15 protein-coding genes are annotated in these 16,777 nt (G+C 54.3%); 8 read left to right on the top strand and 7 right to left on the bottom strand.

The features are described 5' to 3' along the window. Nucleotides 1-1,089 (top strand): GerAB/ArcD/ProY family transporter, encoded by a 1,089-nt coding sequence (locus tag NST37_RS20270; protein WP_003392335.1) that lies wholly within the window; start codon nucleotides 1-3, stop codon nucleotides 1,087-1,089. Beyond that, nucleotides 1,086-2,216: a Ger(x)C family spore germination protein gene (locus NST37_RS20265; RefSeq protein WP_003392332.1), complete on the top strand. Its 1,131-nt coding sequence runs from the start codon at nucleotides 1,086-1,088 to the stop codon at nucleotides 2,214-2,216. The genes NST37_RS20270 and NST37_RS20265 overlap by 4 nt, the downstream gene beginning before the upstream one ends. A 15-nt stretch (nucleotides 2,217-2,231) precedes the next feature. On the opposite strand, the gene NST37_RS20260 is transcribed toward NST37_RS20265, so the two are convergent. The 3 genes from NST37_RS20260 to NST37_RS20250 form a co-directional block, all read right to left on the bottom strand. Then, nucleotides 2,232-3,761 (bottom strand): aldehyde dehydrogenase family protein, encoded by a 1,530-nt coding sequence (locus NST37_RS20260; protein WP_339185705.1) that lies wholly within the window; start codon nucleotides 3,759-3,761, stop codon nucleotides 2,232-2,234. Nucleotides 3,762-3,766: 5 nt separating this feature from the next. Then, nucleotides 3,767-4,393 (bottom strand): TetR/AcrR family transcriptional regulator, encoded by a 627-nt coding sequence (locus NST37_RS20255; protein ID WP_024983074.1) that lies wholly within the window; start codon nucleotides 4,391-4,393, stop codon nucleotides 3,767-3,769. A 185-nt stretch (nucleotides 4,394-4,578) separates the two neighbouring features. Continuing rightward, the gene (locus tag NST37_RS20250; protein ID WP_003392327.1) at nucleotides 4,579-5,613 is read right to left on the bottom strand and encodes a M23 family metallopeptidase; all 1,035 of its coding nucleotides are present in this window, start codon (nucleotides 5,611-5,613) and stop codon (nucleotides 4,579-4,581) included. 151 nt (nucleotides 5,614-5,764) lie between these two features. Between NST37_RS20250 and larC the strand changes: the two genes are divergently transcribed. Next, nucleotides 5,765-6,898 (top strand): nickel insertion protein, encoded by a 1,134-nt coding sequence (gene larC / locus NST37_RS20245; RefSeq protein WP_339185703.1) that lies wholly within the window; start codon nucleotides 5,765-5,767, stop codon nucleotides 6,896-6,898. 91 nt (nucleotides 6,899-6,989) lie between these two features. Then, a complete protein-coding gene (locus NST37_RS20240; RefSeq protein ID WP_003392322.1) occupies nucleotides 6,990-7,547 on the top strand; it encodes a DJ-1/PfpI family protein in 558 nt (185 codons plus the stop codon). Between the two features lie 123 nt (nucleotides 7,548-7,670). Here the strand turns inward: NST37_RS20240 and NST37_RS20235 are convergent, their stop codons facing one another. After that, nucleotides 7,671-8,504: a LarC family nickel insertion protein gene (locus NST37_RS20235; RefSeq protein WP_339185702.1), complete on the bottom strand. Its 834-nt coding sequence runs from the start codon at nucleotides 8,502-8,504 to the stop codon at nucleotides 7,671-7,673. Between the two features lie 137 nt (nucleotides 8,505-8,641). Between NST37_RS20235 and NST37_RS20230 the strand changes: the two genes are divergently transcribed. Next, nucleotides 8,642-9,775 carry a DNA repair exonuclease gene (locus tag NST37_RS20230; protein WP_122958456.1) on the top strand — a complete coding sequence of 378 codons (1,134 nt, stop codon included), beginning with the start codon at nucleotides 8,642-8,644 and terminating at the stop codon, nucleotides 9,773-9,775. Beyond that, nucleotides 9,772-11,991: an AAA family ATPase gene (locus NST37_RS20225; protein WP_031932721.1), complete on the top strand. Its 2,220-nt coding sequence runs from the start codon at nucleotides 9,772-9,774 to the stop codon at nucleotides 11,989-11,991. The genes NST37_RS20230 and NST37_RS20225 overlap by 4 nt, the downstream gene beginning before the upstream one ends. A 73-nt stretch (nucleotides 11,992-12,064) precedes the next feature. Here NST37_RS20225 and NST37_RS20220 read toward each other — a convergent pair whose 3' ends face one another. Next, nucleotides 12,065-13,267, bottom strand: a complete 1,203-nt coding sequence (locus NST37_RS20220; RefSeq protein ID WP_024983079.1) for a TIGR00300 family protein — start codon at nucleotides 13,265-13,267, stop codon at nucleotides 12,065-12,067. Nucleotides 13,268-13,436: 169 nt separating this feature from the next. Between NST37_RS20220 and lipA the strand changes: the two genes are divergently transcribed. Further along, nucleotides 13,437-14,324, top strand: a complete 888-nt coding sequence (gene lipA, locus NST37_RS20215) for a lipoyl synthase (RefSeq protein ID WP_031932720.1) — start codon at nucleotides 13,437-13,439, stop codon at nucleotides 14,322-14,324. Nucleotides 14,325-14,362: 38 nt separating this feature from the next. On the opposite strand, the gene NST37_RS20210 is transcribed toward lipA, so the two are convergent. After that, nucleotides 14,363-15,400: a YhcN/YlaJ family sporulation lipoprotein gene (locus tag NST37_RS20210; RefSeq protein WP_024983081.1), complete on the bottom strand. Its 1,038-nt coding sequence runs from the start codon at nucleotides 15,398-15,400 to the stop codon at nucleotides 14,363-14,365. Between the two features lie 78 nt (nucleotides 15,401-15,478). Here NST37_RS20210 and NST37_RS20205 point away from each other — a divergent pair, with 78 nt between their 5' ends. Then, nucleotides 15,479-16,111, top strand: coding sequence for a YutD family protein (locus tag NST37_RS20205; protein ID WP_031932719.1), 633 nt, complete (start codon nucleotides 15,479-15,481; stop codon nucleotides 16,109-16,111). Between the two features lie 98 nt (nucleotides 16,112-16,209). Here the strand turns inward: NST37_RS20205 and NST37_RS20200 are convergent, their stop codons facing one another. Further along, complete coding sequence (locus NST37_RS20200; RefSeq protein WP_122958458.1) at nucleotides 16,210-16,521, bottom strand: hypothetical protein; 312 nt, start codon at nucleotides 16,519-16,521, stop codon at nucleotides 16,210-16,212. Nucleotides 16,522-16,777 lie beyond the last annotated feature (256 nt).

Genomic DNA, 16,777 nt, shown 5'->3' with positions numbered 1-16,777 from the left:
ATGGATAAAGGGAAGCTTGAAAAATTGAATCCGTTCCATGTCACGTTTTTGATCATCAACGTGATTGTGGGCATGAATCTGCTGACCTTGCCGCACAGCCTGAGCATGCTTGGATACGATCAATGGTGGATGCCGGTAGTGATGTGCCTCCTAGCGCACTTGACGCTTTTTCCCATGGTGGCTCTTTGCAGGCGTTACCCTGGCGACACTTTGTTTGTCATCAATGAAAAGCTTCTTGGAAAATGGCTTGGCTACGCAGTGAACGGTGTCCTGATTGTTTACGGCTTGCTCATGGTGGCGTCCATCTCTGCTGGCTATATCAGACTGGTGCAAACATCCATGCTGAATACGTCGACAATCACGTATCCGCTCTTGGGTTTGCTTTCGGTCATGATCTATATTTCTCTCGGGGGGATCAAAGCGATCGCCCGTTTTTGCATCTTGACCTTCTTTTTTACTTTTTGGATGCTGTATTACCTGCAGTGGGGGTTTCAAAAAGGGAACATCATGCATATTTTCCCGCTGTTTCAGGTAAATGTCATGGAGATCGTTGCAGGAGTCCATAATGGGTTCTTCAGTTTCCTCGGTTACGAGCTCATCCTTTTTTATTACCCCTACGTGCAAAAGAAGGAACAAGTCTTCAGGCACGCATCGATTGGGCTGTGGGTTGTCTGCGCTATCTATGTGTTCGTCCTCATTGCCAGTGTCAGCTATTTTTCGGTATGGCAGGTTACGCAAGTCGTTTATCCCATTCTGAATCTGTTCAAGGCCGTGGAGCTGTCCTTCATAGAGCGAGTGGAGAATCTCGGGATTGGCCTCTGGGTGTTTTTAGTTCTTTCAACAGGCGCTGGCTATCTGTGGATGGCGAAAAAAGGCATAGACCGGTGGAGGAGAAAAAACAGTGTCCTGCACTTGTACATCGCGACCATAATCGTATATTTCAGCGTCCGCGGTCCGCTTCCGATCCCCATGGAAATTTTATTGTATGGAAATGGAAGCATCTACTTTGCTTACGGGGTCATCCTCTGGCCGTTGGTGCTTCTGCTATTGCATGCCATTCGGGAAAAGCGGGGAGGAGACACGCTGTGAAAAGCGCGCGATGGAGAAGGCTGATGTTCGGGCCGCTGCTGGCCGTTTGTGCGCTGTCTGGAAGCGGATGCGCTCCCGAGATCGAGAAGCCGACGCTCGAAGATATGGCCCTGATCGGTGTCATGGGTATCGACTATGTCGACAAGAAGCATATGAAGGTATCCGTTTCTGTACCAGTACCCTCGGAGAAAGAAAAGGAAAGTACACAGTTGTATGCAGCGGTCAGCAAAATCCCGAGCGAAGCGACGATTATGCTGTCTAGCAAGGCGGATCGAACCATATCGCTTTCCCAATTAAGGGTGATCCTGTTTGGCGAAAAATTCGTCCGCGAATGGGGGCTTCGCGAGACGATCCTGGATTTCTACCGGAATCCGGCCGTCGGAGAGAATGTGGTCGTGGCTGTTGTGGGTGGCAAGGCGGAGGATGTCATCAAAGGCAAGTACGAAAACAAGCCGGAGATCAATACGTATCTGAACAATCTTTTGCGTCCCAGAGAGGAGACGGCGTTCACGTCCTTTGCCACGCTTCACGACCTTGTTTTCATGCTGACCAATCAGGTGAGCGATCCCGAGCTTCCGTATTTGAAAAAGGAAGATGGGGAAATCGTCATTTCAGGGGTTGCGGCTTTTCGGGGAGAGCATATGGTTGGTACCCTTTCGCAAAGGGAAGGGCGATTCATACAGATGGTAAAGGGACGCAGGCATCTTCCCTCCATCAGTTTCATAATCGAAGATGAATACGCTGCCGGAAAAAGGTCACAGCTAGTCTTTGATATTATCCGCTCCCATTCAAAGGTGCGCAGCAACGGGGCTCTCAACAAGCCAGTCGTGGATGTTGCGGTCGAGGTTCGCGGCATCCTGTTCGGGTATACGGGTGCGCGAAATCTGGAGGACCCTTCGGAGCGCAGTGAAATCACCAGAAAGTTAGGAGCGGAAATAGAAAAAGAGATCACATTGCTGCTCAAAAAGCTTCAAAAGAAAAAGTGGGACCCCGCAAGTATCGAAGAGAGCTTCCGGCAAAAATACCGCGGGGAGTGGGGCCGATCAATCGGTCTTGAGCTGTATCAGAAGGCTGAGTTTCGGGTAAAAGCGAAGGTGGAGATTATCGGAACAGGTACGATGAATTAGCGGTTTTGCGGCAAGCTAAAACAGACGTTTCCACTCTCGCCAGGCAGCAAGCAGATTTCGGCTGTTCCAGGTTTGTCCCTTGCCAAACAACGTCTTGGTCAAGCCGACAAACAGCGTCTGCTGCTCCTCCGTATACGGGTACCAGTTGATCTCGCGTTTCTTCTTCCCGGGGTCGTGGATGATCGAGACAGCATGGGTAAAGGCTTGCAAGCCTTCAGGGCCGCGATAGCGCCCGATGCCGCTCTGTTTGACACCGCCGAACGGAAGGTTGGGATTGGCGAAGCTGATAATGACGTCGTTGATGCAGACATTGCCGCTCTCGAGCTGGAGTGCGACTCTTTTTGCCTTTGCTTTGTTCTGTGACCAGACGGAGGCGTTCAAGCCGTAGGGCGTATCATTGGCGAGACGAATCGCCTCTTCCTCTGTGGAAAAGGTCATGATGGGCAGGATCGGGCCAAATGTCTCCTCCCGCATGATTTTCATCTCATGGGTTACGCCGGTCAGTATTGTAGGTGGCAAAAACATGCCGTCCTCGGAAAAGCTCCCGCCGAGCTCTGCAATCGCCCCTTTGGCCAGCGCCTCTTCGACATGCTGCCGAACGATGCCAATCTGCTGCGGCGAGGTCATCGAGCCGACTTCGGCCTGATCGGGAAAACCGTGACGCAGGGCTGCCGTTTTTTCTTTGACCAGGCGAAGGAATTCCGGGTAGACGCGTTCATGCACGTAGACGCGCTCAACAGACATGCAAACCTGCCCGGAGTTGGTAAAGGCACCCCAAACAGCGCCGTTTGCCGCCCGTTCGAGATGGGCGTCCTCCAGCACGATCATCGGGTCTTTGCCGCCGAGCTCCAATTCTACCGGGATCAAATGCTCCGCAGCCTGTGCCATGATCTTTTTCCCTGTGGCTACCGAACCAGTGAAAAAGATTTTGTCCGGCCGCGCCGCCACCAGCGCTTGCCCGACTTGTCTGCCTCCGTGCAGCACCTGGACGATGTGCTGCGGGGCAGGGACAGCCTGAAACAGCTCCTCGATCAGCACACCGACCCCGGGAGTTATCTCGGAAGGCTTCAAAATGACGGTATTCCCCGCAATCAGTGCCGAGAGAACCGGAACGACAGACAGTTGAAACGGATAGTTCCAGGGAGAGATGACGGCGACAACGCCCATCGGCTGGTAGTGAATAGACGACTTCTTCGGAGAGAGGGCGATCGGCGTCGGCACTTTGCGGGGTGCCAGCATGCGCTCCGCGTTTTTTTCATAGAAGTGGATGGTGTCTGCGGTCACGAAAATCTCGGTCATGTACGCTTCCAATGCCACTTTGCCGGTCGCCTCACTGATTTTTTTCGCCAGTTCTTCGCCATGATCCACCAAATAATGGCGGAGGTTGCGAAGGTAGTGAACCCGCGCGGAAACAGGCGTGCTGCCCCAATGACCAAATGCCAGTCTGGCCCGTTCCATGGCCTTGTGAACCTCTTCAGGGGAGTTTTCCTGCAGTGTCCCCATCACTTCTCCGGTAGCCGGATTGCGCAGTGTGAGAGTGCCCATTTGCTTCACCTCGTCTTATGGGAGTCGAAAAGCATAGCCAGCAGCCGGGACAAGTCGCTGTCCAGTTTGGCGATCATTCGGTCTGCTTGCTCTGGTTCCATCAGCAGGGCCTGGAAGAACATGCCGTCCAGCGCAGTGTAGAGGAGATGTACCCATTCCTGGGATGGCGGCGGGGTGTTCTGCCCTTTTTCAGAAAGCAGTTTTTCCAGCATCCGCGAGATCAGGGTGTAAAGCCGTTCGCGAATCTCTCGGACAGGCTGGCGGAAGGCGTCGACGTACATGGCCTGCACCTGTAAGTCGTACCAGAGACGGTGGAGGTTGCGGTCTTCTGTCATAACCTTGCGCAAAAGCGAAGACAGGCGCGTCTGCCACCCGGTGACAGGACCCAAGATGAGATCTTCCTCCAGCTCTTGTAAAAAACGTTCCTTGTAACCGGAAATAACGGAGAGCAGCAGGTCTTCCTTGCTGGCAAAGTAATAGTGCAATATCCCGAGAGAGACTCCCGATTCTCGGGCGATATCCCGAAGCGAGACAGAGGCGTAGCCTTTTTCGGCGAGACATCGAGTCGCCTGTTCGATCAGATGGGCCCGCTTTGCTTCTGCTTTGGCCTGTGCACGGGGAGAACGAGTCATCAGATATGCACCAACTTTTTTGGACGAACGTCCAGTTTTTCTATCTTGATTGTATGTAGGGGAAATGTCCGTGTCAATGGTAAAAGGAAAGTTTGGAAAACGGAGGAACCAACCAATCGAACAAGCTGTGTCTGCATACTGGCAAGCAGCCAAAAGACGCGGGAGAGCAATTCCCGCGCTCATCTTCACCGCTTTTTCTTTTTGCTGTACATCTGCCGCTCCCATCGCTTCAAGTAAGGATACGGATCGAACGCCCACTCATTGCTCCCCGTGTCACTGTACATGCCGTAGTGCAGGTGGGGCGGAAACTTGCCGGAGGTGCCAGGTTTTCCATAGCCGGAGCTGCCGACGTACCCGATCACTTCTCCCGGCTCCACGATATCGCCCGGTTTCAAACCCTTTTTAAACGAAGAAAGGTGGGCGAAATAGTGATAGACGTTGCCGATGTCTCGCATGCCGATCCGCCATCCGCCGTAGCGGTTCCAACCGACGACTTCAATTACTCCATAGCCTGTGCTTAGCACCGGCGTGCCGTATCCGGCGAAGATGTCCGTTCCCTCGTGGATACGTCTGCCTCCCCAGCCGCGGGGATCGCCCCATGTACTGCGATAGCTGTATGTGTAGCGTTTCGGGATGGGAAAATGGTGGTCATCCAGATCAAGCCGCTGAAATTTCTCGAAGACAGAAGCAAACTGGTCGATCGTTTTAACGGCCCTGTCGCGTTTGTAATACGACCAGAGCCCGATCTTCCAATCCTCGCGGGTAAAGCCGTATCGAGACAGAAACAGGGTCATCGTAGTCAGCACGTCGACATCATTTTCCCTGTCTGCTCTGCCGTCCCCATCTCCATCCACACCCAGTCCGCCGAAAAATTGGATGGAAGCGGGAGTGGCATCCCGGTCGTCCGGGTTCAATGGTCCGCCCCACAAGGCAGGAGGAATCTCAATGGCTGTCAAGCGCTGGGGAGCTTGCTGCCGGTTGTCTTTTTGCCTTGAGCGTTTGTTGATGGAACGCTCGTACTGATCCACCGCCGCCAGATATGACCAGGGAATGCCGTATACGGATTCAAAGCGCTGAAACAGCGCCAGTCGTTCCTGATAGATGGGATCTCCTGAAGTAGCCGCCGGGACGGACAAAGCTGCCTGTGAAACAGGAGGCCATGAACACAAGGTTAAGAGTACGCACAAACTGATTTGCATCATCAGGCGAAACGTAGTCATGCCCGTCTCCCTCCAGCAGTATTCTCCTTTGTAGGTTCTGCCAGCACACTGTGATTATCCGAGATAGTTTTTGCCAGTCCCGGGAGCCAGAATGGGCCAACCCCGGGTTTTGGTGTATGATCGTATCAGAAGACAGAACGGAGGAAACTGGATGCAGACGATGATGATAAGAGGCGATCAGCCGCTGTTTTTCCACAAATTGCGTGGTCCGCTGCTGCGGTTGTGGGAGAAGGCCGGGATTGATTCTCTGGAGCAGGTGGAAGGTGCAGCGTGCAGCGGACTTGCAGGACGGGTTCGGGCGGAAGCAGAAAATCAGGAGGCCCGGCTGGGAGTTGCAAACCAGAAGGTCCGTCCGGGAGCTGCAAATCAAAATCAGGCGGTCCAGCCGCATAAGACGCATTTCGAGGCTTTTTTGCAGCGTGCCGAGAACTTTCGCACCACATGCCCACCCGACGTATGGCAAAAGGAAACGGAGGCGTTGCGACAGCTATGGACCATGATAGAGCCGGAAGCGTGCAGAAAAAATGTGCAAATCCTCGTTCAGCCTTTGGTGATTCCGGCCAGATTGCCGGTAGCCGCTCTGCCCTTGCTGGATGGATGGAACGTACATGAGGACCCGCACATTCCGCCAGAACAGTTTTCTCCGCTTGTGCTGCTGTGGCTGCAGGAGACCGGGGCAAAACCGATCGGGACGATCAGCGGCAAGATAAAGCGCGTGGAGGCCGGAGATGGAGTGGCTGTCTTCTTTGCCGATATGAACGACCCTGCCGGCTGTGGAGAATCACGGACGGGCATTCCCGTGGTCCATGAATACCGCGATCACGGCGTTGAACATATTGACGAAGGGATGTTCCTCCTGCAGGCCAATCTGGACGACAGCAGTCCGGAATGGATGGCCCACGCCATGGAGCGTTTGCTTGAGGCGGGAGCCAACGATGTCCACTTTCTTCCGGTTACGATGAAAAAAAGCAGGCCGGGCGTATTGGTGCAGGTCTTGTGCTACCAGAGCAGACTGGAAGAGCTTAAATCTGTCTTGTTTCAGGAGACAACCACCTTCGGTATCAGGTATTTCCCCGTGGCCTGCCATCGGCTGGCAAGACAGTTCGCAACCGTGAAAACACAATGGGGCGAGGTTCCCGTAAAAATCGGGCTGCACCGCGGAAAACAGGTACAGTGTTCACCGGAGTATGCCGTTTGTGCTCAATTGGCGAAAGAAGCCGGCATCCCGGTGAAGCAGGTGCATCAAGAGGCGCTTTCGCTTGCCCTTGCGATGAAAGTACGCTGACGCGTGATGCTGCCAGCAGGAGTTCAACGGTCCGTGAAGAAATGGGTAGAGAGAGGTTTTTTCCTCAAAAATCCAGCGGGGAGGCTGTACTATGAGCAAAAAGGTGCTGATTGTAACCGGTGACGCGGTGGAAGCTTTGGAGATCTTTTACCCCTATTATCGCTGCCTGGAGGAGGGGCTGGAGGCCGTCATCGCTTCGCCTGCCAAAAAGACGCTGCACACGGTCTGCCACGATTTCGAAGCCCACAGTGAAACCTATACGGAAAAGCCTGCTTATCAACTGGCCTCGCATGTGGCTTTTGCGGATGTAAATCCGGAGGAATACGACGGCCTGATCATTCCGGGGGGCCGTGCCCCTGAATATATCCGGCTGAACGAGCATTTGAAACCGATCCTGACTCACTTTTTTGAGGCAAACAAGCCTGTGGCCGCCATTTGTCACGGTTCGCAGGTGCTGGCGCTCGTAGGCGAGCACGTTCGCGACCGCGAGATGACTGCCTACCAGGCATGCCGCCCAGATGTAGAAGCGTGCGGAGCCATTTATCGCACGGAACCTCTGCACGTTCACAATAACCTCGTGTCAGCCCACGCATGGCCTGACCTTCCGGGATTCATGCGTGAATTCCTGCGCCTGCTCCGCGAGGCTTGATCGGAAGCTTGTGCATCCGTGGGCCTGCCTCATGCAGAGCAGTGGCAGCAGACATGAAAAAGCCTTGTCCTGATTTTGCGGACAAGGCTTTTTTGCTTCCGGATGTCTCGGACTTAAATGAGATCACATAGTGCCGACCAGCACCCGCAGTACGTTAGGCTGATCGGGAAGATCGCGGGTCCCTGCCCCGTAGCCGATGGCGTCCACGGTCATCGCCGGAAGCGGCCCGAACTGCTTGACCAAGGCGGCCGCAACCCCTGCTCCGGTCGGAGTAGTCAGCTCTTTTTGTATGTCTGTTTGGCGAAGCGGAATTCCTTTCAGCATTTCCATCGTCGCGGGTGCAGGGACCGGGTACAGGCCATGGTCACAGCGGACGTAGCCGTTTCCGGTCGGAACAGGGCCGCTGTACAACTGATCAATGTCCAGGTCTTCCAAAGCCAGGGCGATGCCGACGACGTCGACGATTGAATCCAGCGCCCCTACTTCATGAAAATGAACCGTATCTACCGGCACATTGTGAATTTTGGCTTCGGCAATGGCGATTTTCTCGAAGATCGCTTGCGCTCGGGTGGTCACACGCGGTGAGAAGTCAGCCTCGTCGATCATCGCAGAAATTTCTTTGTACCTGCGGTGATGATGATGTCCGTGATCATGGCTGTGATCGTGCTCGTGGTGGTGATGTCCGTGATCATGGCTGTGATCGTGATGATGTCCGATGTTTAGCACCGGCAATGTTTTCAGCGCTTTGAGCTTCTCCAGCTCTTCATCGATCACATCCAGCTTTAGCGAGCTGACCCCTTTTTTCACCACCGTCTTCCACTCCATGCGGAAATTCCCCAGCGGCAGCTTGCGCAGTTCACGTTCAATCGTTTCGCGGTTCGCACCCGCATCGACCAGTGCAGCGAGCAGCATGTCGCCGCTAATTCCCGAAAAACAGTCCAAATAGGCAATACGCACAGCAATCGCTCCTTTTATCCGGTACTCTTTTCCTGTATCATAAAAGGGAAAATATGTTCGTGTATGAGACAGGGGAATCTGCTGACCAAAGTGTACCATTTCCTCCAGCAGTCTGTCATGCCAAGGAGTGAGTTTTCATGTTGTCGTTTATTCATATAGCTGACGTCCACCTGGACGCGCCGATCCGTGCCATGTCCGTTTCTTATGAGCTGAGGCAGGACGACTTTCGGCGGACGATGCGGACGGTTCGGGATCTCGTGTTGGAAAAGCGGGCAGATGTTTGGCTGATCGCCGGTGACCTCATGGAGCTGCATGGCGGGAGAAGAACCACGGCGATTTTTTTGCGTGATCTGTTTGCCAGCGTGGCTCCTACACCGGTCTGTATCGCTCCGGGGAATCACGACCCGTGGCGGGCCGATTCCTTTTACCAGTCGTTGGAGTGGCCGGGAAACGTGTACTGGTTTACGCCGGAGTGGGGGGCTTTCGAATTTCCCGAAAAGTCTTGCGTCGTCTACGGATGGGGCTTTCCCCAGCCGCATGTGTACGAGTCGCCGTTGGCGGAATTCCCCGGAAAGCTGCCTGGCTACCGGCACCATCTGATGGTTTTGCACGCCAGTGTGGTCAACGGGGGAGGCGAGGAGCATCATCCGTACGCACCGGTAACCATAGAGCAGCTCGCAGAAACGGGAATGGATTACATTGCGCTCGGACATATCCACAAGCCTGCGCGCTTCGCTCATCCGGTACATAGACGGACGTTTGCCGCATACCCGGGTTCTCCCGAAGGCTTGTCTGTCAAAGAAAGCGGGCCCCGTCACGTCCTGTACGGCGAACTGAATGAAGCGGGCGAGCTATTGCTTGAGGAGCTCCCGGTCCAAACGCGAATGATCGTGAGACGGGAGATCGATATACAAGGGGCGGAAACGGTCGATCAAGTCGCCGACATACTGGAAAGCGGGCTGGCCGATGTGCAGGACGGGCAAATTTTGGACATCACCTTGACAGGGAACAGGCCCGTACATTTTACGCCAGCTACAGATGTGCTCGAAAAGCGCTTTTCCCGCTTTTTTGCCATCCGCATCGCAGACCGGACGAGACCGGACCTGGATGCGGGCAAGCTGATCGCCGAGGGCGGCATCTGGGGACGCTGGCTGCAGCGTCTCGCCGAAGAGGAAGCGGCTGCGGCCGCGTCTTCCGATGAACAGCGCCAGGCAGTGGCTCGCATGGCCATGAAAATAGCGCTGGAGCGGATCGGAGGAATGATCGGATGAAGATTCACGAGCTATCGATCAAAGGCTTTGGCAAATGGCGCGGAGCCGATTTTCGCTTCGCCCCGGGACTGAATGTATTTGCCGCTCCCAACGAAGCGGGAAAATCTACGCTGCTTCAGGCGATATTTGCTTCGCTGTACGGGCTGAAGCGGGATTATGTTCGTTCCGCCCGGTATTTGCCCGAGTACGACAAATACTTCCCGTGGCATTCGGGCAGCTACGAGCTTAGCGTTCTCTACGAGGTAGACGGCAGGCGCTATCGGCTTCACCGCCGTCTGGAAAAGGAAAGGGAACAGGCTCAGGTTTTTCTCGACCCCGACTGGACAGAGGTAACGAACCTGTATCAGGAAGACCGGCGCAAAGAACGAAACTTTCTTGAGCTCCATCTCGGCTTGACACGCAGCTTGTTTACTGACCTGACCTGGATCAGGAGAAGTCCGCTGGAAGCTTCGGAATACCTCCTGCCTTCGCTGTTTGGCACGAGCGAAGCTGATCCGGCGGTAAACAGAATGCTGGCAGCCCTGGACAAGGAATTGACGCTGATCGGAAAAAAGGAACGGGCGGAAAATACGCTGCTTGGCAAGGCAGGAGCGCTGGTCGCGCAAAGAGAACAGGAGCTGGCCGAAGCGGAAGCCGGCTGGGCAGCCGTTCAAACATTGACGCAGCAGATCGCCCACTGGGAGAAGGCAAAGCAGGAAATGGAGCGGACCCGGGAGCGGATGCGGCAGCGGCTTCTCGTCCTGCAAAAGGAGGAGCAGGCTTGGCAAAGGAGATGGCAGGACAGCTACAGGGAGCCTGATGAGGAAGGCTGGCCGCAGTGGGAAGCGACAGCCCGCACAGAAGAAGAGCGTGCGCTGCATCGCCAGGTTCAGTCAGTTTTGGCTGCCCAGGGGGATTGGGGTGAAGCTGAACAAGACAAAGGAAATGCGGACGTACCTGAAAGCGATGCTTTGGAAAAGCTGGAAGCGGCTTACCGGCAGGCATTGGAATTGCGGAAGGAGCGAGACGAGTACAAGGAGCAAGCCGACCGGTTGGCTGAAGCGGCGCTTAGGACCGCTCCGAGCCGTGTGGGCCGGGGGAAAGAGAAGCGGACCGGAAAAGTCCGTCTGTGGTGGACAAGCTGTCTGGCGAGCCTGGTCGTCGCCGCATTATTTCTGCTTGCGGGCAACGCTCCGGTCGGCTGGATCGCTGCAGGAATCTCAGCTGCATGTGCCCTTGCGGCTGCAGCCGCGAATCGGGGACAGACAAGGCAGAGAGAAAATCGTTCCGCCGGCAACGAGCACGAATGGCAAGCCTGGCAGGACAAGGCTGCCCGCTGCGACCAGGAGCTGCAGCAGCTTTTGCAAAAGTGGAATGCCGCTGACTGGGATGCCTTCCTGATCATGAGGGAGGAGCGGAAAAACCGCGTGCAAGACAGACAAGCGAGTCTGGCAGCGCAAGAGTGGAAACGCCAGGAGGAGAGAGCCCGCCTGATAAAAGAGTGGGGAGAAGCTTTGCGGGCACTGCTGGAACAAGAAAAGGCAGTACGCGAGCAGGAACGGACAACCCTTGAGCGCGAGGCCAAAGAGCTGGATCGGGAGCTCCTCGCAATTCGGGAGCGCATCGCCAGGGCATCGGGAGAGCTGGGCCAGCAGGATGAAGTCTCACTGGCAAAAGTACGCGGGGATTACGAGGAGGCGGTCGAGGGGCTGCGCCAACTGCAATTGAACCGGGAAGCGCTCACTCTCGCCAGGGATACGCTGCAGCAGACTTTACACGAATGGAACAAAGAGCTGTCACCCGCGGTCAATCGGATTGCCTCCGACATCATGGCCCAAATGACCGGAGGCAAATATGAGGATGTCAGGCTGGACCCCCAGGAGAAATTTGGCATAAAGGTCTGGGACAAGCCGCACCAGCGAATTGTCGAGCATGATTGCTGCTCTTCGGGAACGCAGGACCAGCTTTACTTTGCCCAGCGACTGGCGCTTCACAGGCATGTCAGCCAACAGACGGAGCCGCTGCCCCTGTTTTTGGACGACCATTTTGTCCATTACGATCCGGAAAGGCTGGAGCGAGCCCTCCATACGGTCATGCGGCTGGCTGAGGAATATCAGATTTTTTTGTTTACCTGCACAGATCGGGAGAGCAAGCTGTTGCAGCCGCTTCTGCAGGGATCAGACCGCCACTGCCTGCATTCCTTGAGGGAAACGGCCAGCAGCGAGACGCAAATATAGGAAAGATACAAAAAGCCTCCAGACAGGAAAAGGTCCTTTCTGGAGGCTTTTACATGTATTACATTTTTTTACTTCAGTTTAATTCCTTGTCCAGCATCGTCAGGAACAAGCCGACATCGGTTACGACGCCGACGGTTTGGGCGGAACCGCGGTCCATCAGCTTGGTGACAACGGCAGGGTTGATATCCACACAGACGGTTTTGATCCAGCTCGGCATCATATTGCCTGTTCCGATCGCATGCAGCATCGTAGACAGCATGACGACCATTTCCGCGTCGGCGACCTGATCCGCGTATCGGGCCTGCGCTTCGATCAGGTCCATCAAGGTGTCCGGAAGCGGACCGTCATCGCGGATGGAACCGGCCAGCACGAAGGGCACCTGGTGTTTGACACACTCGTACATGATTCCGCTTTTCAAGGTTTGATCCGCTACCGCTTCCGCGATGGAGCCGGAACGATTGATCGCATTGATCGCCCGCATGTGGTTTTTGTGCCCGCCGCGGACCACTGATCCGGTGTCCAGGTTGACGCCGAGGGACGTCCCGAACAGCGCTCTTTCAATATCGTGCACGGCGAGTGCATTCCCCGAGAGCAGTGCATTTACATAGCCTTTGCGAATCATGTTCTGAAAAGCTTCCTGCCCGCCAGTGTGAATGACGACGGGACCGGCGACGAACACAATGCGACCGTTGCGTTTGCGAATGTCCCGCATTTCTTCTGCCAACTGCTTGACGATGACTTCGACACGGCGCTCCGAGCTTACTTCATTGTTCATGAAAGAAAATTCGGAGGAGCGTTCCTCTGTCGGTTGCAGGACGAGACGAACTCCGTTGCTGCCGCAAATGACATGATCGTCCTTTTTAATATCGCGCAGCTTGACGCAGTGAACCTCTTCGCCCTTGACCACAAGACAGGCATCCATCCGCTGATGCTTGGCCCGGACCCATTTGCCGTTCAGAAACACTTCGGTGGCATGATTGGTGGTAGAGTAAAAATCGTCAGGCACCACCTTGTCCTTTTCCGCCAGTTTGATCGTTGGAGCCTCTTCCCCGGTAGGAATCGTACAGCCGAGGTTGATCAGCTCGTTTAAAATCAGCTCGAGCTTGTCTTCCGGCAGGTTAAGAGCGATCTTGGCGACTGATTCGTCGTCTACCTGATCGCCTACGGATAATTCCAAAACGCGGTAACGCCCGTTGTACTGTACGACAGAAGCGTCGATTTGCTTGAGAATGTTATCGCGGATAATGTGTCCGCGCACCTCGATGACACGTTCCATGGTTGCTCCCTCCCCATTGTTGTCAGTATTGGTTCTTCTTAGTATATCGGTTGGAGGGACCGGCTAAAAGAGGATGCTGATAAACGGATAATTATACAGGTGTTGCCCCATTCCAGAGCAAACTCTATAATGAATGGAGAGACCCAAGTCCAATGAGGAGTGAGCCCTAATGTCGCAACGCAAGCCGGAGTGGCTCAAGATCAACCTTGTATCAGGAAAAGAACTGGCCAACTTCAGAGAATTAAAGCAAACGATGCGCAGTCAGACGCTACATACAGTATGTGAAGAGGCGAAATGCCCCAACATCCACGAGTGCTGGGCCAATCGAACCGCCACTTTTATGATTTTGGGCGATATATGTACGCGTGCTTGTCGATTCTGTGCGGTAAAAACGGGGCTGCCCACTGAGCTTGATCTGGCAGAACCGGAACGCGTTGCGGAGGCCTCGGAGCAAATGGGCTTGAAGCATGTCGTCGTAACTTCTGTTGCCCGTGACGACCTGGCAGACGGAGGAGCAGCTGTTTTTGCAGAAACGATTCGCGCTATTCGCCGGCGCTTGCCACTTGCTACCGTAGAAGTGCTGATCCCTGATTTTATGGGGAACTGGGATGCGCTCAAGGTAGTGATGGATGCCCGTCCGGACGTCCTGAACCACAACATTGAGGCAGTTCGCCGCATGTCCGACCGAGTCAGAGCCCGGGCGAAGTACGACCGTACGCTGGAGCTTTTGAAAAAGGCAAAGGAATTTCAGCCTGACATTCCGACCAAGTCCAGCCTGATGATCGGTGTAGGCGAAACGTTCGAAGAAATCATAGAGACGATGGATGACCTGCGCAGCGTCGATGTCAACATCATGACGATCGGTCAATACCTGCAGCCGACCAAAAAGCACCTTTCTGTTGAAAAGTACTACCACCCTGACGAGTTCGTCCGCTTGAAAGAGGAGGGCATGCGTCGCGGATTTTCCCATGTGGAAGCAGGGCCGCTGGTACGCAGCTCCTACCATGCTCATGAACAGGCGAATGCAGCCAAAGCGACAATTGCACAAGCGCAATGATAAAAGAACCCCTATGCGAGCATAGGGGTTTTACGCATTTATCGGGAGGAGGTTCCCATACCTTGTTTTGCTTTGTTGGTACGATTGTTTTCGGTCGTCATCGTTGACCCTTTTGTGCGCATTTCTTCGCCGTCCACTGTTCCGCCCATCCGCTTGATCAAGGCGTCGATTTGACGAGTGTCTTCAGCCCTCGTAACCGGGCCGTTGGAAGTGCGGCTCGCAATTCGGGAAATCTCGTCAATGTCTTGTTGGTTGTCCGTTACGTACACTTTGTAGTAACGAGGAGAAACCGACATCGCGTTCATTCTCGCCTGATCCTTTGCTGTCCGTCCATCCGGGCCTTGCGTATTGAGACCGACGAATACTTCTTCGTCTGTCACCAGGACGGTGGAACGATCTACCCCAGGGCAGCTGACAGTCACATTGCCCACTGCACGGGCCAGTGCATCGCGATCCACGAAGACGTTATTGGCACCACCGCCAAAGCCTGTGCCATTCGCACCGCCAACACCGGCAGCTTGCATGTCAGCGCGATGTGCCTGGGCATAACCCATGTGCGGCATCGTGTTGGTCGCCATTGTACCAGCACCTTGATTGGTACGGTAAATCGACTGGTTGTTGGTACCGGCGCGATTCAGAGGGCGCATGCCATTGTCCGTAAAGGCGTTGTAGCTGTTGATGCCGCCGTTGTAGCCTGTATCCCCAAAGACAGTGCCTCGGGTTGTCCCGGCGGTCCCGTTCATGGTACCGAATCCAGTTCCGGTTCCGGCAGCCCCGAACCCGGTTCCGGCAGTACCGTTTCCGGTTCCGGCCGTGCCGAACCCGGTCCCGGCAATACCAGCAGGACGGTTGGCGTTAGTATACGGAAAGTTTGTTCTGGCATTGTCCGGCAACCCGGGTGCATTGTTGTAGACACCCGCTTTGTCAGCATTGAAAAGACGCGGAGCGGCTTGATTGACCGTAGTGCCGTTAGGACGATTGGCGTCAGGCGCAGCGTTGTTCGCACATGCGGAAGTCAACAGAGCAATACCTGCAACTGCTTGAAGCAACCAAGTTTTTTTATTCAATGGTTCCACCCCCTACAGCTAGGGTGTCCTCGGAGCTGGTCTCGTTTTCGTGGGAATTTTATCTCTCTCTGCAAAAAATGTGGTAAGATGGACGTAGTATGCATTGGTAAGGAGGAAGCGGCCTTGATTCGCACCCAAGCAGGCACTTATGAGGTCATGGAAGACAATCGCGACGGTTGGAATTCGGAAGCGTTTAAAGAGCGCTACAGCGACATTCTTGACAAGTACGATTATATTGTGGGCGATTGGGGTTACGGCCAGCTCCGCTTACGTGGTTTTTACGAAAGCACCAACCGGAAAGTGCCGTTTGAGCAGCGAATTTCCGCTCTGGACGAGTATTTGCATGAGTTTTGTAATTTCGGCTGTCCCTATTTTGTCCTGAAAAAGGTGAAAGCTACTCCATATACATCTGATCAGCAAGCAGATGATCGCGATGACCTCAGCGGGGATACCGCGAGGGAAAGTCAAGTGGACGATGAGATCTTTGTAGAGCGCAAAGAGCGCAAGCGCGTTCATCCCAGGCAGCACCGCGCAGAGCGAAATGACCGCAATCAGGGGCAGGGAGCGGGAGAGCGCAAAGAACGGGGAGACAAGCCTAAATACAGATCGGATAAGAACGCACGAGACGGTGGAAAGGATCGCCAAAAGCAAAGTCAAGGCCGCCCAAATCGGGAGCGGGACAAAGTCCCAACCGGGCAGGGCCAGCCTAAAAAAGAATAATGCGTGAAAAAGAAGAAAAAGGCACTGCCTCCTGAAAAGGGCAGATGCCTTTTTTACGTTTTCCATCAGTTATTTCAGACCGCTTTTTTGTTTCTATGTCATTGAGATTCTTCCACTCCGGAAACCGGCCAGTAGCCATACGGATAATAGTACGGGTAGGGGGAAGGAAACGGAGGATAGTATGGATAGAAGGGCTGGCGGAATCCAAAATGAAACGGAAAGACAAACGGAAAAACAAAGTCTATTCGAGGTCTCCTGCGTCTTCTCCATTGAACAGGATAAGCATACTCCTCCAGATACGCTTGATAATTGTGGGAGGGATAACCGGCAGAGGGATAGCCGGCAGAAGGATAACCGGCAGAAGGATAACCGGTCGAAGGATCAATTGGCTGCTGGTAATACGGTTGCATGGTGCGAATGACACTCCTCTCAAGGTTTCTATCTGTTTTCCAGTAGCAGTATACGGGGTATTCGCCCTGTCGGAGCATTGTCCGACAGAAATGGGCGGAAAAAACCCCAGTGCCGAAAGGACTGGGGATCAATAAGTATCGAATGTTAAGGGAATCTATCGTGGATGTGATTTCGCTGCTCGTCTAAAAACTGTTCCTTGTAAACGATATTTGCGGGTCCCTCATGTTTTACGCTCTCCGACAGACGTTCGCTTCT

The organism is Brevibacillus sp. FSL K6-6036 (assembly GCF_037964015.1).
Taxonomy (GTDB): Bacteria; Bacillota; Bacilli; order Brevibacillales; family Brevibacillaceae; genus Brevibacillus; species Brevibacillus borstelensis.
This window is presented reverse-complemented; position numbering and strand designations above follow the sequence as displayed.